We start from the raw sequence: 18,253 nt of genomic DNA, 5'->3' as shown, positions 1-18,253 counted from the left end.
GAGCCTTTTAAAATTCCGACATGGACGTGCCCCTATGAAAATCAGCGCTACAGCCAGAGGCTTTACTCTGGTCGAGTTGCTGGCAACCCTAACACTCATATCTGTGGTTGTCGGCATCGCGATCCCATCATGGAACCAACTAATTGCGGCTTCACGACACACAAGTACTGTCAACGACATCCACAGAATGTTCGCGACCGCTCGCTCCTTTGCCATACACCAAAAAACACTCACGACCATTTGCCCTCTATCCCCTACTCTGAACTGCACGAATGACTGGTCTGCCTCAGTGTCCGTATTTCCTGACGGAGATAACGATCAACAACCGGATAACGGTAAAATTTATCGAACCTTCGAGTTACTTCATCGCGGTACAACGTTGCAGTCACGAACGGCCGGCAAGGGGTACTTTCAGATCGGCCCAAACGGCATGAGCCATGGAAGCATGGGCAGCCTTATCGCCTGCACTGAACAGCCTAATGGCTCCACAACTATGAGCTATATCGCTCTTAATATTGGTGGGCGCCTGAGGACACTTCACGATGACGACGATGACGGGGATCTTCGGCTCCCTTGGGGAGCCCGAGTATCCTGTCTACCAATGTGAAGGCACTCACACTTCCACATTCGAAAGACCAGTCGCCCCATAAACACGACCGCTTATCGCGGGTCGGATGATTCTCGTTACTCAATTTGCTTTACTTCAAATGAGAGTTACCGACAGGACATCCTATGCTCAAGAAAACGTCTGGATTCACAATTATCGAACTTATGATAACCATGGCAGTTCTTGTCATCATTGCGACGGTGGCGATTCCAGGGTTCGGGCGGCTTATCGATGCCAACCAACTTACCTCGGGAACAAACTTGATCACTTCTTCTTTCAAGTTTGCTCGATCTGAGGCCATCAAACGAGGCACAAACGTAACATTAAGCACTGGCGGGGACATTTCTAGTGGCTGGTGCATACATGCTGGCGATGCGACCGGTTCCTGTGCCGCAGACCAGATCCGAGAATTTGAGTCGCCGGACGACCTGGCCTTTACCGAATCAACAAGTGACTTTGTCTTCGACCGCCGCGGCTTTCTCGTGCCTCAAGAGGCCCAGTTCCTCACTATCGCTCCTGCGGACTGTGTCAAAGACGATACCAGCTTGAGGCGAATTCGAATCAGCCCGGTTGGACGAATAGAAATACAAAACGAGGCCTGCCCATGAGCAACAACATCCATTGCATCCGCTCATACTCGATGAAGGCATCACAAGCGGGATTAGGTCTCATTGAGATCCTGGTTGCGGTGCTGATTTTAGGGATTGGTATTCTCGGTGTCGCCTCCATGCAGGTCGTATCCCTGCAAATGAACGGTCAGTCGCAGAACCGCAGCCAAGCGGTACTGCTGGCAGAAGACCTCCTCGACCGCATCCGCGCCAATTCAGACGCGCCCGCCGACTATGCTCTCGCCCAAGCTGACGCTCAAGGCGCAGATAATGGAAACTGCGATACTGATTTTGTCCCAGCTAACGGCACCGTTGCACAGAACGACATCGCGGAATGGGAAAACAACCTATCCTGCCTGCTTCCCGAGGCTCAACGCACAATTGAAGTCCTTAACAACAGGGTAACCGTGACAATCAACTGGGATCAGAACGACCCGAACATGAACCCCGTGATCGTGAGGACTCAGATTTGAAACACTCCGTAGGCAAAAAAAACCGATGCGTCGTTCAGCGGGTGCCATTTACACAGTCAGGCTTATCCTTGATCGAACTCTTAATCGCTACTGCGCTGGGACTACTTCTAACCCTCGGTGTCATCCAAATTTATCTGAGCGGTAGCAACACCTACCGACAGACACAGGGCTTGGCTCATGCACAGGAAAGCGCGCGTTTTGTATCTGCCATACTGACTCCAGACCTACGCTCCGCCGGAACCTTTGGCTGCTTAGCTGCCATGGGTAGGCCGATGGACCAAGTTGTAGACAACCGCCTGAATGGCGGGCTTTTGGTCCCACTAGACCAGGCCGTCCAAGGCTGGGAATATACAGGCACCTCACCGGGAGACAGCGTGACCCTAGACAGCGGACTCGCCACTCCTGATGCAGCTAACTGGGCATCGGGAACCGGCGGAACCAGCCTGCCTGTTGCGCTTGAGGGATCTGTGGTTACCAATTCCGACGTTATCATTATCAATGCAATAACACCTCTCGACGTACCCCTCAAATCCGGCAATCCTCAAAACGGTAATAGCATTAATCTCGCCGCACGATCAGGTCTAGACGCAGGTCGACTGATTATCGCCACACAAGGGGACTGCTCCCGTGGTGAGCTCTTCCAAAAGAGCAATAACGCTAATGCCAGCGCAATTGTCATGGCCGGAGGCAACATCGAACCCGGCAATAATGGTAACCAATTCAACTTGAACTACGACTCGGAAACCCGATTGTATGAATTCACATCCATGGCCTATTACATTGGGATAGGAACAAACGGGGAGCCTGCCCTTTTCAGGCGTCTCATAACCCCCCTGCAAACTCCCCAGGAATTGGTGTCAGGAGTGGAAACCCTGCAGTTTCTATACGGAGTGGATACGGGGGGAAGCAGAGCCGCTGACGCTTATCAATCGGCCAACCTGATTGACGACTGGACTCAGGTAACAAGTATTCGCTTGTCGGCTATGACTCGCAGCCAAAACGAAGTCTTGCTCGAAGAAAACTCTCGCAACTTCAACATGCTAGGAAGCGAGGTCAGTCAAGGCAATAACGGAGACCGACGCGTCAGACTGATTTCCGTTAACACCAGTCACCTGAGAGGTCGAATGTAATGACCACCACGCACTTATTAATCGTTCGATCCAACCGCAACAACATCGCAAACCATCAAAGCGGCGCCACTTTGATCGTAGCTCTTATCATGCTCCTGTTGGTTTCACTGCTTGCCATCGCTGGAATGCAAGGATCGGTCTTGCAAGAACGAATGGCAAGCAATGCGCAAGATGCGGCCATTTCATTCCAGTCAGCTGAAACGGCTCTGAGACAGGCCGAACAGGACATAATGAACACCATAGCCACCCGCCAAGCTGCGGAAGCCAGACAACTAATGAGTGAGCCTTGGGACTGGGACGGCGCCAATCCGGCCGCATCCGGTATCGGCGTGGGGGGATCTCAGGTCAATAGCGAACCGGTCTACCATCAAGCGCGACTTGCTGACATCTGCCCAATTGACCCAACTGAGCCCTGTTTTACCCGGTTTTTGATCACCAGCCGAGCCGAGGGCGGCAGCCCCGATGCTATCAGCGTATTGCAAACAACCGTTTTGTTACCACCAGAATGAATGGACCACAGCGCTCCCGCTGACGGAACTCAGTTTTACCAAATTGTGCTCTCCTAAAGGAGAAGAAAAGATGAAACATACCAAACCCGCATTTCTCCGTCCTCTGGGCCGACTCAATCACGTCTTGTTGGCCATGACATTATCTTTCGCCACGTTTGAAGCCGCACTGGCGAATGTGAATATGGCATCAGCTCCTGTGTTCCTGAAAGAGTCAGTAGATCCGAACCTGATGTTCATATACGACGACTCGGGGTCCATGGGCTGGGAGTACATGCCAGACAGTATTAAAAATGAATTGAATATCTTCTGGAGCTCAGATGGTAGATTTAGAAATTTATCAGGAAACAAACGCGAAACTAACAGACCGTGGTACTACAGCAGCAAAGTAAACACTGTTTACTACAATCCAAACACCAGCTATCAACCGCCTTACAAGCCCGATGGCACCGGGCGGATGGACAATGCTAACTTTGCCGCAGCTTGGACTAATGGTTACAACAAGACCGGCTCAGTTGATCTGAACACAAGATTCCTAACTAATAGATACTATTTTGGAAATGGTGGCTTTTATTTCAATTTCAATCCATCGACATCTTGTGAGACAAACCCTAAGCAACAAAGCTGTTACTCGCTCGTCTTCCTAACAGACGAAAGTGCAGATCAACAACAAAACTTTGCCAACTGGTATTCCTATTATCGGCTTCGCCATTTTGCAGCCCGAGCAGGTATCTCCGAAGCATTCTTCGATCTGCCGGAAAATATCCGAGTTGGCTATGGCACGATCAACTCGAACTACAACAACGTAGATGGTGCGCTCTACACTAACACGGTTATCAGCGGCGTCCGTCCCTTTACGGCAACACGCCGCCAACAATTCCTAGACTGGCTACAGGGCGTAAATCCAAGTGGGAGCACCCCTTTGCGGAGTGCCCTTGAAGACGCAGGAAAATACTATTCACGAACAGATAATCGAGGCCCTTGGGGAAACATACCTGGAACTAATGACACTAACTCCCACGTTGAGTGCCGCCCAAGCTATACAATTCTGATGACTGACGGTATATGGAACGGCAGCAATCCATCGGTTGGAAATGCCGATGGCTCACCTGGACCGGCTCATTCCAACCCCGACCCATCGGGTACAAATTATGCCTATAACGTCAAATCTCCGTTCGGTGACACCCACTCAAACACACTCGCGGACGTCGCCATGCATTACTGGAAGACAGATCTGCGCACCGACCTCGATAACAAGGTCCCAACGGCCGGTATCGATGAGGCTTATTGGCAGCACATGACAACCTTTACCATCGGCCTAGGGGTTGAAGGATCCATCAACGAGGCTGATGCTTTTGCAGCCATCGATAACGAAAACACCACTATCAACTGGCCGCAACCCTCTAACAGCTCAGCAAAGATAGACGACCTACTACACGCTGCAGTCAATGGCAGGGGCGGTTTTGCAAGTGCTCAAAGCCCAGAGGAGTTCTCGCAGGAAATTGCGGGTTTTCTTGATACGGTCATTGCCCGCGCTGAGACATCAGCATCTGCCGCTGCAGTCAGCTCCGCTGTGCTCCAAACCGACTCGGCTGGTTTCTTCGCGGGATTCCGCAGCGCTGACTGGAGTGGGACCTTGGTTGGCTACAACTTTGACCAAGGACTACAAATCTGGGACGCAGAGGAACAGCTACGCAATACTCTGCCAGCAAACCGAAATATTTTTACCCACAACGGAACGAACGCCGTTGAACTCAAAACCATAACAGACCTGTCCTCGACACAGATCGCAGCGCTCAACGCAGATCCTGATAACGCCGGCGAATCTGACAACCTCGGAAGCAACCGTATTAACTGGCTGCGCGGAGACACCAACGCCCATTCGCGCTTCCGTGACCGGAGTTTTACAAACGAGTCCGGTGAAACCGTACAGCGTCTGTTGGGCGACATTATCAATGCCAACCCACTGTTCGTGAGTAATTCCAACTATGGCTTTAGCCGACTTCCGGGCCAGGAAGGTACCAGCTATTCAACCTATCGTTCTCAGAGCACTTACCAGAACCGTACCAAAGCCCTGTATGTTGCCGCTAATGATGGCATGCTGCACGCTTTCGATACGACAACGGGTCAAGAGCTGTTTGCCTACATGCCGGGAGAATTGCTGTCCCCTCGCACTGGAGCGAATCATGCCGAGATTTCACAGTTAATTTCGTCAAATTACACCCATCGCTACTATCTGGATGGAACCCCCGTCGCGCTAGATGCACATATTGATGTCAACGGCAGCAAACAATGGCGAACTGTGCTGGTTGGAACTATGGGTGCAGGTGGGCGTAGCGTGTTTGCCCTCGACGTGACTGACCCGACACAGACGGATGAAAACAGTGTCTTGTGGGAGTTTAGCCATCCTGATTTGGGGTATGGTGTCAGCGAAGCTGAAATTGCACGGTTACCAAACGGAGATTGGGCAGCGATATTCGGCAATGGATACAATGGTGATGACCAAGCCGCCAGCTTGTTCGTAGTGGACTTAGCCACAGGCGCACTCATAAAACAGATCACGACAGGCGTTGGCGGCGTAGGGAACTCTAACGGCCTTGCCACTCCGGTTCTCACGAACTTACCAGATCAAGGCGCAATTACCCAATATGCCTACGCCGGAGATCTGAAGGGCAATATCTGGCGCTTTGATTTTGCGGGCAAGAACAACAGCAATTCTTGGTCTGCCACCAAACTTTTCACCGCTAAGGACCCTAACGGAGTCGTCCAGCCAATCACCACTGCTCCTCGACTTACAATCAACCCGTCCGACTTAGACGAACTCGTTTTGTTATTCGGAACTGGCAGTTTCATCCAAAGCGGAGATGATACCACTGATCAGGTTCAATCACTTTACGCCATTCGTGACGATCTCACGCAAAGAAACCTCACCCGGGGCAACCTCTTGGCGCAAACGATTACGGAGGAAAAATCAGTAGAAGTAGCCAGAGCAGATGGCTCCGGCAACAACATCTACACGGTTCGAGAAACCTCCAGCAACCAGCTTAGTAATGAGCATGGCTGGTATCTCGATCTTATTTATAACGGCGACAAAACCGGTGAGCGAGTAATCAGCCGGCCAAACCTTCCTTTCGGCATATTTCCCGACCGGGTAAGGTTCAGCACCTTAATTCCGGATTCAGACCCCTGTGGTAGCGGTCGGACTGGGTTTATTATGGACCTTAAGTTATTGAGTGGCGGCGCTCCAGAGGACCCTGTTTTCGACCTCGACAGTGATGGAAAATTCACCAACACAGATACGATCTCCTTCAGCGGTAGCTCAGGCGACAAGGGCGCGCCCAGCGGCATCAATGTTGGTCAGGGTGCTGAAATCCGCAGCATAGCAGATGGCGACAGAGAAGCATTCATCATCGACCCCGAACAAATCGATAAAGACGACCCATGCGATACCGCGCTGTGCGGCAAAGCACTTGACAACAGCATCGGCAGACAAACTTGGGAACAGCTCCGTTAGGAGCTGCTTCCCGCAACATAAGAGGTTGCCATCTATGAACTTTCAGACCTTAAAGTCAAAATACACTATTACTGTGACCGCAACCTGGCTAAGTTTTTGCCTAGCGTCACCGGTGATGGCAGAGCAAACTCTGCAGTCCCCCGCCACCGAAGGTCAAGAGTTCCAACAACAAATTTATACCGGGACTCTTGACCGAGTGGATGCAGAACAACGCCAGTTGGTGATCGACGACGAGTTAGTAGAAGTCTCGACTGTCATTAAGTTCAATGGTGCCAACTGGTCGTGGGAACGACTAGCTAGCGAACTAGATTCCGGTAAGAGGATTAAGTTCGAGTTAGCACCAGGATCGATTAACAGTACACCACGCATCATCGCGATTGATAGCGAAGTAGACTGAAGACTATGCGCTTTCAACAAGGAGACAGAATGGCTGAAATGATAGGACAGAGATCACAGAACCTTGCTAGAAGGGATGCTGGTTTTACGCTGATAGAGTTAATGATTGTTGTCGCGATCATTGGAATTATTGCCGCCATCGCTTTTCCCTCTTACCAAAACCAAGTGGAACAGACGCGGCGCACGGCGGCCAAATCAGATCTTCTCGAACTTGCGCAATGGATGGAGCGCAGATACTCCAATGGGTTTGATTATCGCGACGCAGGAAACGCCCCCACCTTGCCTTTCGATCAGTCCCCACAAACCGGAACTGCGTTCTACAACATAAGTTTTGACGGAGCAGTGACAAGAAGCGGCTATTCGCTACAAGCGGTTCCTACCGGCGCCCAGGCTAACGATGACTGCGGGACTCTATCACTTGACGAACAGGGGACCCGAGGCGCGGCCAAGGCCAACTGTTGGTAATGTCACCCGGATTGATGCGGTTGTGATTACTCAGGAAATCTCAACCGCATCAATCCTCAACTCCTTCGGCATAGAAAACACAATATTCTCCTCCCGCCCCGCAATCTCCTGCGGCTCTTCCCCGCCCAACTCTTTCAAGCGGTTAATCACATCAGCCACAAGCACTTCAGGAGCAGACGCACCGGCGGTCACACCGACGGCTTGCTTACCTTCCAGCCATTGCTTGTCGATCTGCGCAGCTTCATCGATCAGGTAGGCCGGGGTGCCCATGCGTTCCGCCAACTCGCGCAGGCGGTTGGAGTTGGAGCTGTTGGGTGAGCCCACTACCAGCATCAGATCGCAGTCGCCGGCCAGTTGCTTCACCGCGTCCTGCCGATTCTGGGTGGCGTAGCAGATGTCGTCTTTGCGGGGGCCTTCGATGTTCGGGAATTTGGCGCGTAGCGCGTCGATCACCCGGGCAGTGTCGTCCATGGAGAGCGTGGTTTGAGTCACGTAGGCGAGGCGCTCAGGGTCTTTGACTTCGAGTTTCTCAACGTCACCTTCGTCTTCGACCAGATAGATGTCGCCGCCGTTGCTATGGTCGTACTGACCCATGGTGCCTTCAACTTCCGGGTGGCCATGGTGGCCAATAAGGATGCATTCCCGGCCATCTCGGCTGTTGCGCATGACTTCCATGTGAACCTTGGTGACCAGCGGGCAAGTGGCGTCGAAGACCTTCAGTCCACGGCGAGCGGCTTCGTTCTGAACAGCCTGAGATACGCCGTGGGCGCTGAAGATCACCAAGGTGTCATCAGGCACTTCGTGCAGCTCGTCAACAAACACCGCTCCCCGATTGCGCAGGTTATCAACCACAAATTTATTGTGGACGACTTCGTGGCGCACGTAGATAGGCGCACCAAAGACGTCGAGCGCGCGATTCACGATTTCTATCGCACGATCGACACCGGCGCAGAAGCCGCGGGGGTTTGCTAATCGGATTTGCATATCTTCGCCTTTCAGTGTGTTGGCCCAGCAGGCTCCACATCGATGATCTGTACTTCAAAACTTAGTGTACGCCCTGCGAGCGGGTGGTTGAAGTCGACTTCTACTTCATCCCCTTCCACACGGCTAATCACGCCGGGCAGTTCTTGCTGCCGTGCGTCAGCGAAGGAAATCACCACACCCTTTTCCAACACCATATCGGCACTGAATTCGTGGCGTTTAAAGGTCTGGAGGTTGTTGGGATTGTGCTGACCAAAGGCTTTTTCGGGCGGCACTTCGAAGGTTTTTTGGTCTCCGGCTTTCAAGCCCATCAGATACGCTTCGAAATTCTCTGGCAAGTTTTCGTCGCCGATTTCGAGAGTAGCCGGTTCTTTCCCGAATGTGGTATCCACCGTTTCGCCATCTTCAAACTTGAGGGCGAAATGAAGGGTTACCCGGGTGCCCTTGTCGATTGGCAAGTCGTTCATAGGATCAATTACTCCTGTCGGCATCCCCGCTGTCTTCAGCGGGCTTGCGGAATACGTCGAGTATCATCATGGCTGCGCCGATGGTGATGGCGGTGTCGGCCAGGTTGAAGGCCGGAAAATGCCAGTCCTGCCAGTAGAAGTGCAGGAAGTCGACCACGTAGCCGTGAACGACACGGTCGTATACGTTACCGATGGCGCCGCCCAATATCAGCACGATGGCAATGGCGGTCCAGGTTTCGCTGGCTTTGAGCTTTTTCAGCCAGCCAGTCAAAACCACGCTGACGACCAAGGCCAGAGCTACGAAAAACCAACGCTGCCAACCGGCGGCGTCGGCCAGAAAGCTGAAGGCCGCGCCGGTGTTATGCAACAGGGTCAGGTTGAAGCTGGGAATCACCGGTACCGGATTGCCGTAAGTGAGCATGGCGGTGGCCATAGCTTTAGTGCCAAGGTCCACCGCAATCACCAAAACCGCCAGCCATAACCACTTCAGCTTGGTGCCTTCTCGCTCATCAACCATTACAGTGTCCATCAAGCGTAGGCACGGGTTTCGCCCGAGCCTTCCACGTTGCTGACACAACGGCCACATAGGTCGGCGTGCTGCTCGTTCTGGCCCACGTCTTCACGGTGGTGCCAGCAGCGCTCGCACTTGGTGTGAGTGGCCGGGGTCACTTTCACCATCAAGCCTTCAAGACTGGTCTGTTCAGCACCTTCCGCTTCACTGACCGGCTTGACCGTCGCTTCGGAGGTGATCAACACGAAACGCAGCTCTTCGCCCAGGAAGTTCAGGCGCTCGGCCAGACTGCCTTCACAGTACAAGGTGACTTCTGCGCTCAAGGAGCCTTTGATGTCACCACGGGCACGAACGTCTTCGAGGCATTTGTTGACCGCCTCTTTTACGCTGTAGATTTCGCGCCAGTAGTCACGGCCCAGCTCGGCGTCTTCCGGCAGTGCCGTCAGGCCTTGGTACCAGGTTTCGTAGAACACGGTTTCGCCACGTTTGCCGGGCAGGTGCTGCCAGATTTCATCCGCGGTAAAGCTGAGAATCGGAGCGATCCAGCGTACCAGCGCTTCTGCCACATGGTACAGTGCGCTCTGGCATGATCGGCGTGCCAAGCTGTCGGCCTGAGTGGTGTACTGGCGATCTTTGATGATGTCCAGATAGAAGCCACCCAGAGTCGCTTCACAGAAGCTGTACACCTTCTGGTAGATGCGCAGGAAGGCGTAGTTTTCATAGTCTTCTTGCAACTCGTTTTGCAGCTGCAGGGCGCGGTCCACCATCCAGCGGTCGAGGCCGATCATGTCTTCCGGCGCCACCATATGCTGTTCCGGGTCAAAGCCGCTCAGGTTGCTGAGCAAGAAGCGGGCGGTGTTCCGGATCCGGCGGTAACCGTCTGCGGTCTGGCGCAAGATGTCTTTGGATACCGTCATCTCGCCGCTGTAATCGGTGGCGGATACCCACAAACGCAGGATGTCGGCACCCAATTCGTTCATCACTTCCTGAGGCGCAATTACGTTGCCCATGGACTTGGACATCTTGTGCCCTTTGCCATCCACTGTGAAACCGTGGGTCAGCACCTGCTTATACGGCGCTACGCCATTCATAGCGATGGACGTTTTCAGGGACGACTGGAACCAGCCTCGGTGCTGGTCAGAGCCTTCCAAGTAAAGGTCGGCCGGGAATTGGCCCAGCTCTTCACGTACTCGCAGCACGGATTCGTGGGTCACACCGGAATCAAACCAAACGTCCAGAGTATCAAGCACTTTGTCGTATTGGTCTGCCTCGTCACCCAGCAATTCGCTTTGATCGATGTCGTACCAAGCGTCGATACCATCGGTTTCGACCGCTTGCGCCACTTTTTCGATCAGTTCCTGGGTATTCGGGTGAAGGTCCTGAGTTTCCTTGTGGATGAACAAGGTGATCGGCACTCCCCAGGTGCGCTGACGGGAGATACACCAATCCGGGCTCTGCTGGAACATGGCTTCAATTCGGTTCCGCCCCCAGCTCGGCACCCAGCGGATGCCTTTGATGGCTTCCAGCGCATCGTCGCGCAAATTGAGCTTGTCCATGCTGATAAACCATTGCGGTGTCGCACGGTAGATCAGCGGTGTTTTGGTGCGCCAGCAGTGCGGGTAGCTGTGGCGGAATTTCTCGGCGCGTACCAGTTTGCCTTCACGCTCCAGCGCGGCGCCGACTGGCTCATCAGCCTTGTATACGTGAATGCCGGCAAATTCGCCTGCCGCGTCAGTGTAGGTACCATCGGCTTTGACCAGATTAATGGTCTCAATGCCGTAGGCCTTGCCCACTTCAAAGTCTTCCATACCGTGGTCTGGCGCAGTATGAACCGCGCCAGTACCCGCATCGAGCGATACGTGGTCACCGAGAAGCACCGGCACTTGCTTGTCATAGATCGGATGCTGCAGCAGCTGGTTTTCAAGCGCAGAGCCAGCAACATTGGCCAGTACGCGGAAATCTTCCACGCCCCAACGGGCCATGATGCCCGCAACCATGTCGGTCGCTAGGATCATCCGCTCCGGACCGTTGCCAGCATCCACCTGCACCAGAGCGTATTCGAGATCAGCGCCCAGAGAAACGGCCTGGTTGGCCGGGATGGTCCATGGCGTGGTGGTCCAGATAACAACAGAAACCAGACCCTCACCTTCCTCGGTGCCGAACACGTTAAGCACGCCCGCTTGATCAACCGCGGTAAAACGCACGTCAATCTGGGTAGAGGTTTTGTCTTGATATTCCACCTCGGCTTCTGCCAGTGCGGACTGACCAACCACACTCCAGTAAACCGGTTTGAAACCACGAACCAGATGGCCTTTGGCCACGATCTTTCCGAGAGCGCGAACAATACCGGCTTCAACCTTCGGATCCATGGTCAGGTAGGGCTTATCCCATTGACCCATAACTCCCAAACGGATGAAATCGGCTTTCTGACCGTCAATCTGCTTGACGGCATAATCGCGACAGGCCTGGCGGAAGGTTTTGTAGTCCACCTTGACGCCGGCTTTACCAATTTCCTGCTCAACTTTGTGTTCGATGGGCAGACCATGGCAGTCCCAGCCCGGCACGTAAGGCGCGTCGTATCCCATGAAGCTGCGGGACTTAACGATCATGTCCTTCAGAATTTTGTTGACCGCATGCCCGATATGAATACTGCCGTTTGCATAAGGAGGGCCATCGTGCAGGATGAATTTTTCCCGGCCTTCGCGCTGCTTGCGCAAGTTGCCGTAGACATCGAGATCCTGCCAGCGCTTGAGCATATCCGGCTCACGCTTGGCCAGGTTACCGCGCATGGGAAAGGCGGTTTCCGGCAGATTCAGGGTATGCTTATAGTCGCTCATGTTTGTGTGCGCACTCTTTGGTTGGTCAGTTAAATCAGTTAATTGGCTTGACGGGATTGTCCGCCAGCCAGGCCCGGGCATGCTCGAAATCCCGAGCGATCTGTTGCCGTAACTCATCAACAGAATCAAACTTCACTTCGTCCCGCAGGCCGTGGCGGAACACAACACTCAAATGCTGGCCGTAGAGTGTGCCAGCAAAGTCAAACAGGTGCACTTCCAGTGCCGGCCGCTTGCCGTCCACCGTTGGCCGAAGTCCAATATTCGCCACGCCGTCTTGCCACTCGCCCGTTTCAAGGCGCGCTCGTACGACGTAGACACCACGCAATGCGGGCATGCGCTTCAGCAAGACATTCGCAGTTGGCGCACCCAGCTGACGCCCAAGCTGGCGACCGTATACCACCCGGCCACGAATCCGGTAGGGGTGCCCCAAAAGGCGCTCCGCTTCCTCAAGACCGTTCACATTCAAAACCTTGCGAACCCGAGTGCTGCTGACACGTTCACCATCAACCGTCACGGTACGGGTATTTTCGACGGTAAAACCGTGCTCTCGCCCTACTTGTTCCAGCAGCCGGAAATCGCCGGCTCGGTCACAGCCGAAGCGGAAATCATCACCCACCACCAAATGACGCACCGCCAAACCGTGGATCAGTACCTTTTCGATGAAATCCATCGCAGAAAAGCTGCGGAAGGTTTCATCAAACCGGATGCACAGCACGATATCGATACCTTCAGCCAACAGAGCATCGAACTTCTGACGGAACGGCATCAACCGCGGTGGCGCTTCGTTACCCTGAAAAAACTCTCGAGGCTGAGGCTCGAAAAACATCACCACCGACGGCACACCCAGCTCCACCGCTTTTTGCCGCACCTGCTCGATAATCGTTTTGTGGCCCAGATGCACGCCATCAAAATTGCCAATGGTTGCAACACAGCCATCGACGAGCGGCGAGTCCGCTTCCACGGACAGGCGTTTAAGATTGGTGAGGCCTCGGATCAGACGCATCTACTGCAAACCTATACTTGCCAGCTGGCTTTGAGGTGCATACACCTAAGGAACATGCACTGGTGAGAAAACGCGCGATTATACCCCAGTCGCGGGTGTGGTAAAAATCGTGAAGACGCTTACTTCTGTCGGAAGTGGCGAAGGCGAACGCCGCAAAGCATCAAAGTGATGAAATACGCCGCCACCCCAGCCGACACGATGATGGCCATGTCGGCCGATCTTTGCAGCCCTCCGGCGCCTAGCCAATCGGCCGCCGGCACGTTCAACCAAATCACCACAACGGCCAGCGCGCCGTTAGCCACAGCCAATTGAATCAGAAACTTAGGCCAACCGGACTGACTCTTCCATGCGCCTTCTTTACGTAACCCGCGCCACAAAAGATAACCGTTCAGCCACGCCGACATGGAGGTAGCCAACGCCAATCCGGCATGTGCCAGCGGTACAATCAAAGCCAGATTGAACGCCATGTTAGCCACCATGGCGATGATGCCAATTTTAACCGGGGTCTTGGTGTCTTGCCGGGCAAAAAAGCCCGGAGCCAGCACTTTGATCAACATAAAGGCTAAAAGCCCCGCAGAATAGGCCCGCAAACTCTGAGCCGACATAGCCACATCCCGATCCGTCACTTCACCGTAATGGAACAACGTGGCGATCAAAGGCTCGGCCAGCAGCGCCAGAGCCAACGCCGCTGGCACCCCAATTAGCAACACGGCCCGAACAGCCCAATCCAAAGTAGCCGCGAACTGATCGGCAGAAGCCGCCGCATGTTTTCGGGAAAGGCTTGGCAGAATCACCGTCGCAATCGCAATGCCGAACACACCCAAAGGCAATTCGGACAAACGATCGGAATAGTACAACCAGGACACGCTGCCGGTTTGCAGGAACGACGCCAGCACGGTATCCAACAGCAAATTGATCTGACTCACCGACACCCCAAACAGCGCCGGCATCATCAATTTTAATATGCGACTTACGCCTTCATGGTGGTAATCCACCCGCGGCCGCGGCATCAAACCAAGGCGCATGAGGAAAGGCAGCTGGAAGAACAGCTGCAAAGCACCAGCAATAAACACACCCCATGCGAGCGCCATCACAGGCTCGCTCATCAGAGGCGCAAGAAAAATGGCCGCGGCAATCATCGCCAGATTTAGCAACACGGGCGTGAACGCTGGCACCGCAAAACGGTCGTAGCTATTGAGAATTCCGCCAGCAAACGCGGTGAGCGATATTAATAGAAGATACGGAAAGGTGATCCTCAGCATATCGCTGGCCAGCGCAAATTTCGCATCATCCTCAAGAAACCCGGGAGCAAAGACACCCGTCAGCACAGGTGCTCCCAGCATAGCCAGCAGGGTCACCGCCAAGAGCACCAATCCGAGAGAACCGGCGACTGCATCTACCAACCGCTTCACCTCGGAGATATCACCCTTTTCCCGATAGGACGACAATACCGGAACAAACGCCTGAGAGAAGGCTCCCTCAGCAAACAGCCGACGCAGGAAATTAGGAATCTTGAACGCTACAAAGAAGGCATCCGCGGCGGTTCCAGCACCAAAATAGCGGGCGATGACCATATCCCGCACCAAGCCCAGCACCCGAGACAACATGGTCATAACCCCGACCACACCCGACGAACGCAGTAACCCGGGCGGTTTAGGCGGCTCTTTTATGGGGGACGGCGCTTGTGTTGGTTGCGGTTCCGAAGACATGTTGCGAGAATCCAAATCCAGAGTTCAAGCCTGAGCGGCGTTTCGGTATTCCACAGGGCGGGCCTTAGCGCCGCAGTATGCCCCGTGCAGCGATGCGCGAGTGTATCACAGGCCTTTACCACGCGGGGATTACTGCGCCGACAACCTTGACATTTCAAGCTTACGGCGGCATAGTTCCGCGTCATTTATATCGACGCGCTCGTTATGGCGCGCCCGCGATCTAAACATATTCCGTTTTTATAGCAACGAATTCAGGAGTTTTACGGTGGCAAATTCCCCGCAAGCCAAAAAGCGCGCTCGTCAAAACGAGAAAAACCGCAAGCACAACGCCAGCCTTCGTTCCATGGCACGTACCTACATGAAGAAGGTCGACGCCAAGATCAAAGCCGGCAACTACGAAGAAGCCCAAGCTGCCATGAAGCAGGCTCAGCCAATTCTGGACAGCATGGTCAACAAAGGCATCTTCGCCAAGAACAAAGTTGCTCGCCATAAGAGCCGTGTGAACGCAAAAATCAAGGCTCTGCAAACCGCCTAATTTTGCGAACATAAAAAAACCGGCTTTCGAGCCGGTTTTTTTATGTCTGAACATTGCCAAAACCTACCCAGGCATTAGACAACCACAAGATTGTCCCGATGAATCATCTCCTCATCGGACACATACCCCAACAACTCAGTAATGCGATCACTGGAATGGCCGGCGATTGCACCCGCCTCATCGGCATCATAGTTAATCAATCCCCGCGCGATTTCACGCCCAGCCAGATCGACACACATTACCATCTCGCCGCGACGGAACTTCCCACTCACCGCTTTAACACCAACCGGCAGCAGGCTGCGGCCACCCTGACGCAACACCGTCACCGCACCATCATCCAACACCAACGTGCCACGAGTCTGCAGGTGACTGGCAATCCACTGCTTTCGAGCCGCCAGCCTGCCCTGCTCCGGCAGCAGTAAGGTGCCAATCGCCTCACCCTGTCTCAAGCGGTAAATAGCATCCTCAATGCGGCCACCCACAATCACCGTAAAAGCACCGGAACGAGCCGCCAATCTTGACGCTCGCAACTTGGTCAGCATGCCGCCACGCCCCAAGGCTCCAGCGCCACCACCAGCCATTGCATCCAGATCAGGGTCTTCCGCTTTACGCTCGGTAACCAGCTCCGCATCTTCGTGCTTACGCGGATCTTTGGTGAACAAGCCCAGCTGATCGGTGAGAATGATCAAGCCGTCCGCCTCCACCAGATTCGCAACCAGCGCCCCCAGCGTATCGTTATCGCCAAAACGGATCTCATCGGTGACCACGGTGTCGTTCTCGTTAACGATCGGCACCACGCCATAATCCAGAAGCGTGCGCAGCGTACTGCGACCGTTCAGGTAGCGCTTTCGGTCGGAAAGGTCATCGTGGGTCAAAAGAATTTGGGCAGTATGAATGTCGTGGCGCTTGAACTGGGCCTCCCAGGTTTGGACCAGGCCCATCTGACCTACCGCTGCCGCGGCCTGCAGTTCGTGCAGATGCTGTGGACGCGCACTCCACCCCAAACGGCTCATGCCCTCAGCCACAGAGCCAGACGACACCACCACAACCTCAACACCACTGCGTATCAGCCCGGCGATTTGATCAACCCAATGACCCAGCGCGGCGACATCCAACCCTTTACCATCATTGGTCAGCAAAGCACTGCCAATTTTTACCACCAATCGACGGGCTTTTTTTAGCTGGACGCGTTCACTCATGACAGCAGCAGTATCTCTTTGGGTTATACGTTATTCGGGAGCGTAAACCACTTCGACATCATTATCGTCGTCGTCAAAGTCGTCATCGTCGTCTTGGTCAGCGGAAGCCCGGCGGGCGCTGCGATCGGCTTCAATCTTAGCGCGCGCTTCATCATCCATCTGACGACGACGAGCCGCTTCCTGCTCAGCAATCTCAGGATTTTCAGCTTCTTCCTCAGCCTGTTCCTCAATCCAGCGCATCACCGCCTGAACCAAAGGCTTCGTACCCTCACCAGAAAGCGCAGACACGATGAACACAGGCCCTTCCCAGCCAAGCTCATCAACAATCGCCTGACAATGCACCTCTCGATCCTCTTCAGGCACCATGTCGACCTTGTTGAGAACCAGCCAGCGCGGGCGATTTGCCAGCGTTTCACTGAACTTTTCCAGTTCGTACGCAATCGCTTTGACGGCTTCCACTGGAGAAGAACCGTCATAGGGTGCCACATCCACCAGATGCAACAACAAGCGAGTACGAACCAAGTGCTTCAGGAAGCGAATACCCAGACCGGCACCTTCTGCAGCACCTTCAATCAATCCCGGGATGTCCGCAATCACAAAACTTTGGTGCGCCTGAACGCTCACCACACCCAAGTTGGGCACCAGAGTGGTAAACGGATAGTCCGCCACTTTTGGCTGAGCTGCCGAAACGGATCGGATAAACGTAGATTTACCGGCGTTGGGCATCCCCAGCAGCCCTACATCCGCCAGAACCTTCAATTCCAAGCGCAAGTTTCGGCCTTCGCCATCAGAGCCCTTACTGGTCTGACGCGGCGCCCGATTAATCGATGACTTGAAGCGAGTATTCCCCAGGCCATGAAAACCGCCCTGAGCCACCTTAAGACGCTGCCCTTCTTTGGTAAGGTCACCCAGAACCTCATGGGTATCCATGTCCACCACCGTGGTACCAATCGGCACCGGCAATTCCAGGTCATCGCCCTTGATGCCAGTACAGTTCCGACCTGAACCCGGCTGACCGTTCGGTGCTTTGTGCTTTCGCTGGAAACGGTAGTCGATCAGGGTATTCAGGTTACTGTCCGCTACCAGATAGACGGAACCGCCATCCCCGCCGTCACCGCCGTCGGGACCACCCTTGGGTACATATTTTTCACGCCGAAAACTCAGACAGCCGTGACCGCCTTTTCCCGCTTCAACAATGATGGTGGCTTCGTCTACAAATTTCATACGTCAAATGCCTTTGCATAAACTAAAAAGCCCCGCAGCCTCATGGAAGCTTTGCGGGGCTCCGGATTTACCTGAGAACTGATCAGAT

General features: G+C 54.0%; 17 protein-coding genes. 9 read left to right on the top strand and 8 right to left on the bottom strand.

Features of this window, described 5'->3' with window-relative positions; translation table 11 throughout:
• The first annotated feature begins 34 nt into the window (after positions 1-34).
• The 8 genes from VOI14_RS10080 to VOI14_RS10045 all read left to right on the top strand — a co-directional run bounded on the left by VOI14_RS10080 (position 35) and on the right by VOI14_RS10045 (position 7,699).
• The gene (locus VOI14_RS10080; protein WP_323751923.1) at positions 35-607 is read left to right on the top strand and encodes a GspH/FimT family pseudopilin; all 573 of its coding nucleotides are present in this window, start codon (positions 35-37) and stop codon (positions 605-607) included.
• Positions 608-732: 125 nt separating this feature from the next.
• Positions 733-1,215 carry a GspH/FimT family pseudopilin gene (locus VOI14_RS10075; protein WP_323751922.1) on the top strand — a complete coding sequence of 161 codons (483 nt, stop codon included), beginning with the start codon at positions 733-735 and terminating at the stop codon, positions 1,213-1,215.
• Positions 1,212-1,688 (top strand): type IV pilus modification protein PilV, encoded by a 477-nt coding sequence (gene pilV, locus VOI14_RS10070; RefSeq protein ID WP_323751921.1) that lies wholly within the window; start codon positions 1,212-1,214, stop codon positions 1,686-1,688. The genes VOI14_RS10075 and pilV overlap by 4 nt, the downstream gene beginning before the upstream one ends.
• 68 nt (positions 1,689-1,756) lie before the next feature.
• On the top strand, positions 1,757-2,818 hold the full coding sequence (locus VOI14_RS10065; protein ID WP_323751920.1) for a PilW family protein: 1,062 nt from the start codon (positions 1,757-1,759) through the stop codon (positions 2,816-2,818).
• Positions 2,818-3,327, top strand: a complete 510-nt coding sequence (locus VOI14_RS10060; RefSeq protein ID WP_323751919.1) for a pilus assembly PilX family protein — start codon at positions 2,818-2,820, stop codon at positions 3,325-3,327. Before VOI14_RS10065 ends, VOI14_RS10060 begins: the two co-directional genes overlap by 1 nt.
• Positions 3,328-3,397: 70 nt before the next feature.
• Positions 3,398-6,838 (top strand): pilus assembly protein, encoded by a 3,441-nt coding sequence (locus tag VOI14_RS10055; RefSeq protein WP_323751918.1) that lies wholly within the window; start codon positions 3,398-3,400, stop codon positions 6,836-6,838.
• A 34-nt stretch (positions 6,839-6,872) separates the two neighbouring features.
• The gene (locus VOI14_RS10050; RefSeq protein ID WP_323751917.1) at positions 6,873-7,235 is read left to right on the top strand and encodes a hypothetical protein; all 363 of its coding nucleotides are present in this window, start codon (positions 6,873-6,875) and stop codon (positions 7,233-7,235) included.
• Between the two features lie 38 nt (positions 7,236-7,273).
• Positions 7,274-7,699 carry a type IV pilin protein gene (locus VOI14_RS10045; RefSeq protein WP_416361406.1) on the top strand — a complete coding sequence of 142 codons (426 nt, stop codon included), beginning with the start codon at positions 7,274-7,276 and terminating at the stop codon, positions 7,697-7,699.
• Between the two features lie 30 nt (positions 7,700-7,729).
• Here the strand turns inward: VOI14_RS10045 and ispH are convergent, their stop codons facing one another.
• The 6 genes from ispH to murJ form a co-directional block, all read right to left on the bottom strand.
• Positions 7,730-8,683, bottom strand: coding sequence for a 4-hydroxy-3-methylbut-2-enyl diphosphate reductase (gene ispH, locus VOI14_RS10040; protein ID WP_323751915.1), 954 nt, complete (start codon positions 8,681-8,683; stop codon positions 7,730-7,732).
• 11 nt (positions 8,684-8,694) lie between these two features.
• Positions 8,695-9,147, bottom strand: a complete 453-nt coding sequence (gene fkpB, locus VOI14_RS10035) for an FKBP-type peptidyl-prolyl cis-trans isomerase (RefSeq protein WP_323751914.1) — start codon at positions 9,145-9,147, stop codon at positions 8,695-8,697.
• A gap of 4 nt (positions 9,148-9,151) precedes the next feature.
• Entirely contained in the window at positions 9,152-9,676 is a 525-nt protein-coding gene (gene lspA, locus VOI14_RS10030; protein ID WP_323751913.1) for a signal peptidase II, read from the bottom strand.
• Complete coding sequence (gene ileS, locus VOI14_RS10025) at positions 9,676-12,495, bottom strand: isoleucine--tRNA ligase (protein WP_323751912.1); 2,820 nt, start codon at positions 12,493-12,495, stop codon at positions 9,676-9,678. Before ileS ends, lspA begins: the two co-directional genes overlap by 1 nt.
• A 34-nt stretch (positions 12,496-12,529) precedes the next feature.
• Positions 12,530-13,498, bottom strand: coding sequence for a bifunctional riboflavin kinase/FAD synthetase (gene ribF / locus VOI14_RS10020; RefSeq protein ID WP_323751911.1), 969 nt, complete (start codon positions 13,496-13,498; stop codon positions 12,530-12,532).
• 119 nt (positions 13,499-13,617) lie between these two features.
• On the bottom strand, positions 13,618-15,207 hold the full coding sequence (gene murJ / locus VOI14_RS10015; protein WP_323751910.1) for a murein biosynthesis integral membrane protein MurJ: 1,590 nt from the start codon (positions 15,205-15,207) through the stop codon (positions 13,618-13,620).
• Between the two features lie 265 nt (positions 15,208-15,472).
• Between murJ and rpsT the strand changes: the two genes are divergently transcribed.
• Positions 15,473-15,742, top strand: coding sequence for a 30S ribosomal protein S20 (gene rpsT, locus VOI14_RS10010; protein WP_323751909.1), 270 nt, complete (start codon positions 15,473-15,475; stop codon positions 15,740-15,742).
• 74 nt (positions 15,743-15,816) lie between these two features.
• Here rpsT and proB read toward each other — a convergent pair whose 3' ends face one another.
• Positions 15,817-16,941 (bottom strand): glutamate 5-kinase, encoded by a 1,125-nt coding sequence (gene proB, locus VOI14_RS10005; RefSeq protein WP_323751908.1) that lies wholly within the window; start codon positions 16,939-16,941, stop codon positions 15,817-15,819.
• A 30-nt stretch (positions 16,942-16,971) separates the two neighbouring features.
• Positions 16,972-18,165, bottom strand: coding sequence for an Obg family GTPase CgtA (cgtA, locus tag VOI14_RS10000; RefSeq protein WP_323751907.1), 1,194 nt, complete (start codon positions 18,163-18,165; stop codon positions 16,972-16,974).
• Positions 18,166-18,253: the final 88 nt, after the last annotated feature.

This window comes from Marinobacter sp. (assembly GCF_034669625.1).
In the GTDB taxonomy this organism is placed as follows: domain Bacteria; phylum Pseudomonadota; class Gammaproteobacteria; order Pseudomonadales; family Oleiphilaceae; genus Marinobacter.
Note: the sequence above shows the minus strand (reverse complement) of the source record. Positions and strands in the feature narration are given on the sequence as shown.

What these genes read in the sequence shown, in the direction of transcription:
- VOI14_RS10080 (WP_323751923.1), top strand. Translation starts at nt 35, where the DNA reads ATGAAAATCAGCGCTACAGCCAGAGGCTTTACTCTGGTCGAGTTGCTG.
- VOI14_RS10075 (WP_323751922.1), top strand. Translation starts at nt 733, where the DNA reads ATGCTCAAGAAAACGTCTGGATTCACAATTATCGAACTTATGATAACC.
- pilV (WP_323751921.1), top strand. Translation starts at nt 1,212, where the DNA reads ATGAGCAACAACATCCATTGCATCCGCTCATACTCGATGAAGGCATCA.
- VOI14_RS10060 (WP_323751919.1), top strand. Translation starts at nt 2,818, where the DNA reads ATGACCACCACGCACTTATTAATCGTTCGATCCAACCGCAACAACATC.
- VOI14_RS10055 (WP_323751918.1), top strand. Translation starts at nt 3,398, where the DNA reads ATGAAACATACCAAACCCGCATTTCTCCGTCCTCTGGGCCGACTCAAT.
- VOI14_RS10050 (WP_323751917.1), top strand. Translation starts at nt 6,873, where the DNA reads ATGAACTTTCAGACCTTAAAGTCAAAATACACTATTACTGTGACCGCA.
- VOI14_RS10045 (WP_416361406.1), top strand. Translation starts at nt 7,274, where the DNA reads ATGATAGGACAGAGATCACAGAACCTTGCTAGAAGGGATGCTGGTTTT.
- ispH (WP_323751915.1), bottom strand. Translation starts at nt 8,683, where the DNA reads ATGCAAATCCGATTAGCAAACCCCCGCGGCTTCTGCGCCGGTGTCGAT.
- fkpB (WP_323751914.1), bottom strand. Translation starts at nt 9,147, where the DNA reads ATGAACGACTTGCCAATCGACAAGGGCACCCGGGTAACCCTTCATTTC.
- lspA (WP_323751913.1), bottom strand. Translation starts at nt 9,676, where the DNA reads ATGGACACTGTAATGGTTGATGAGCGAGAAGGCACCAAGCTGAAGTGG.
- ileS (WP_323751912.1), bottom strand. Translation starts at nt 12,495, where the DNA reads ATGAGCGACTATAAGCATACCCTGAATCTGCCGGAAACCGCCTTTCCC.
- ribF (WP_323751911.1), bottom strand. Translation starts at nt 13,498, where the DNA reads ATGCGTCTGATCCGAGGCCTCACCAATCTTAAACGCCTGTCCGTGGAA.
- murJ (WP_323751910.1), bottom strand. Translation starts at nt 15,207, where the DNA reads ATGTCTTCGGAACCGCAACCAACACAAGCGCCGTCCCCCATAAAAGAG.
- proB (WP_323751908.1), bottom strand. Translation starts at nt 16,941, where the DNA reads ATGAGTGAACGCGTCCAGCTAAAAAAAGCCCGTCGATTGGTGGTAAAA.
- cgtA (WP_323751907.1), bottom strand. Translation starts at nt 18,165, where the DNA reads ATGAAATTTGTAGACGAAGCCACCATCATTGTTGAAGCGGGAAAAGGC.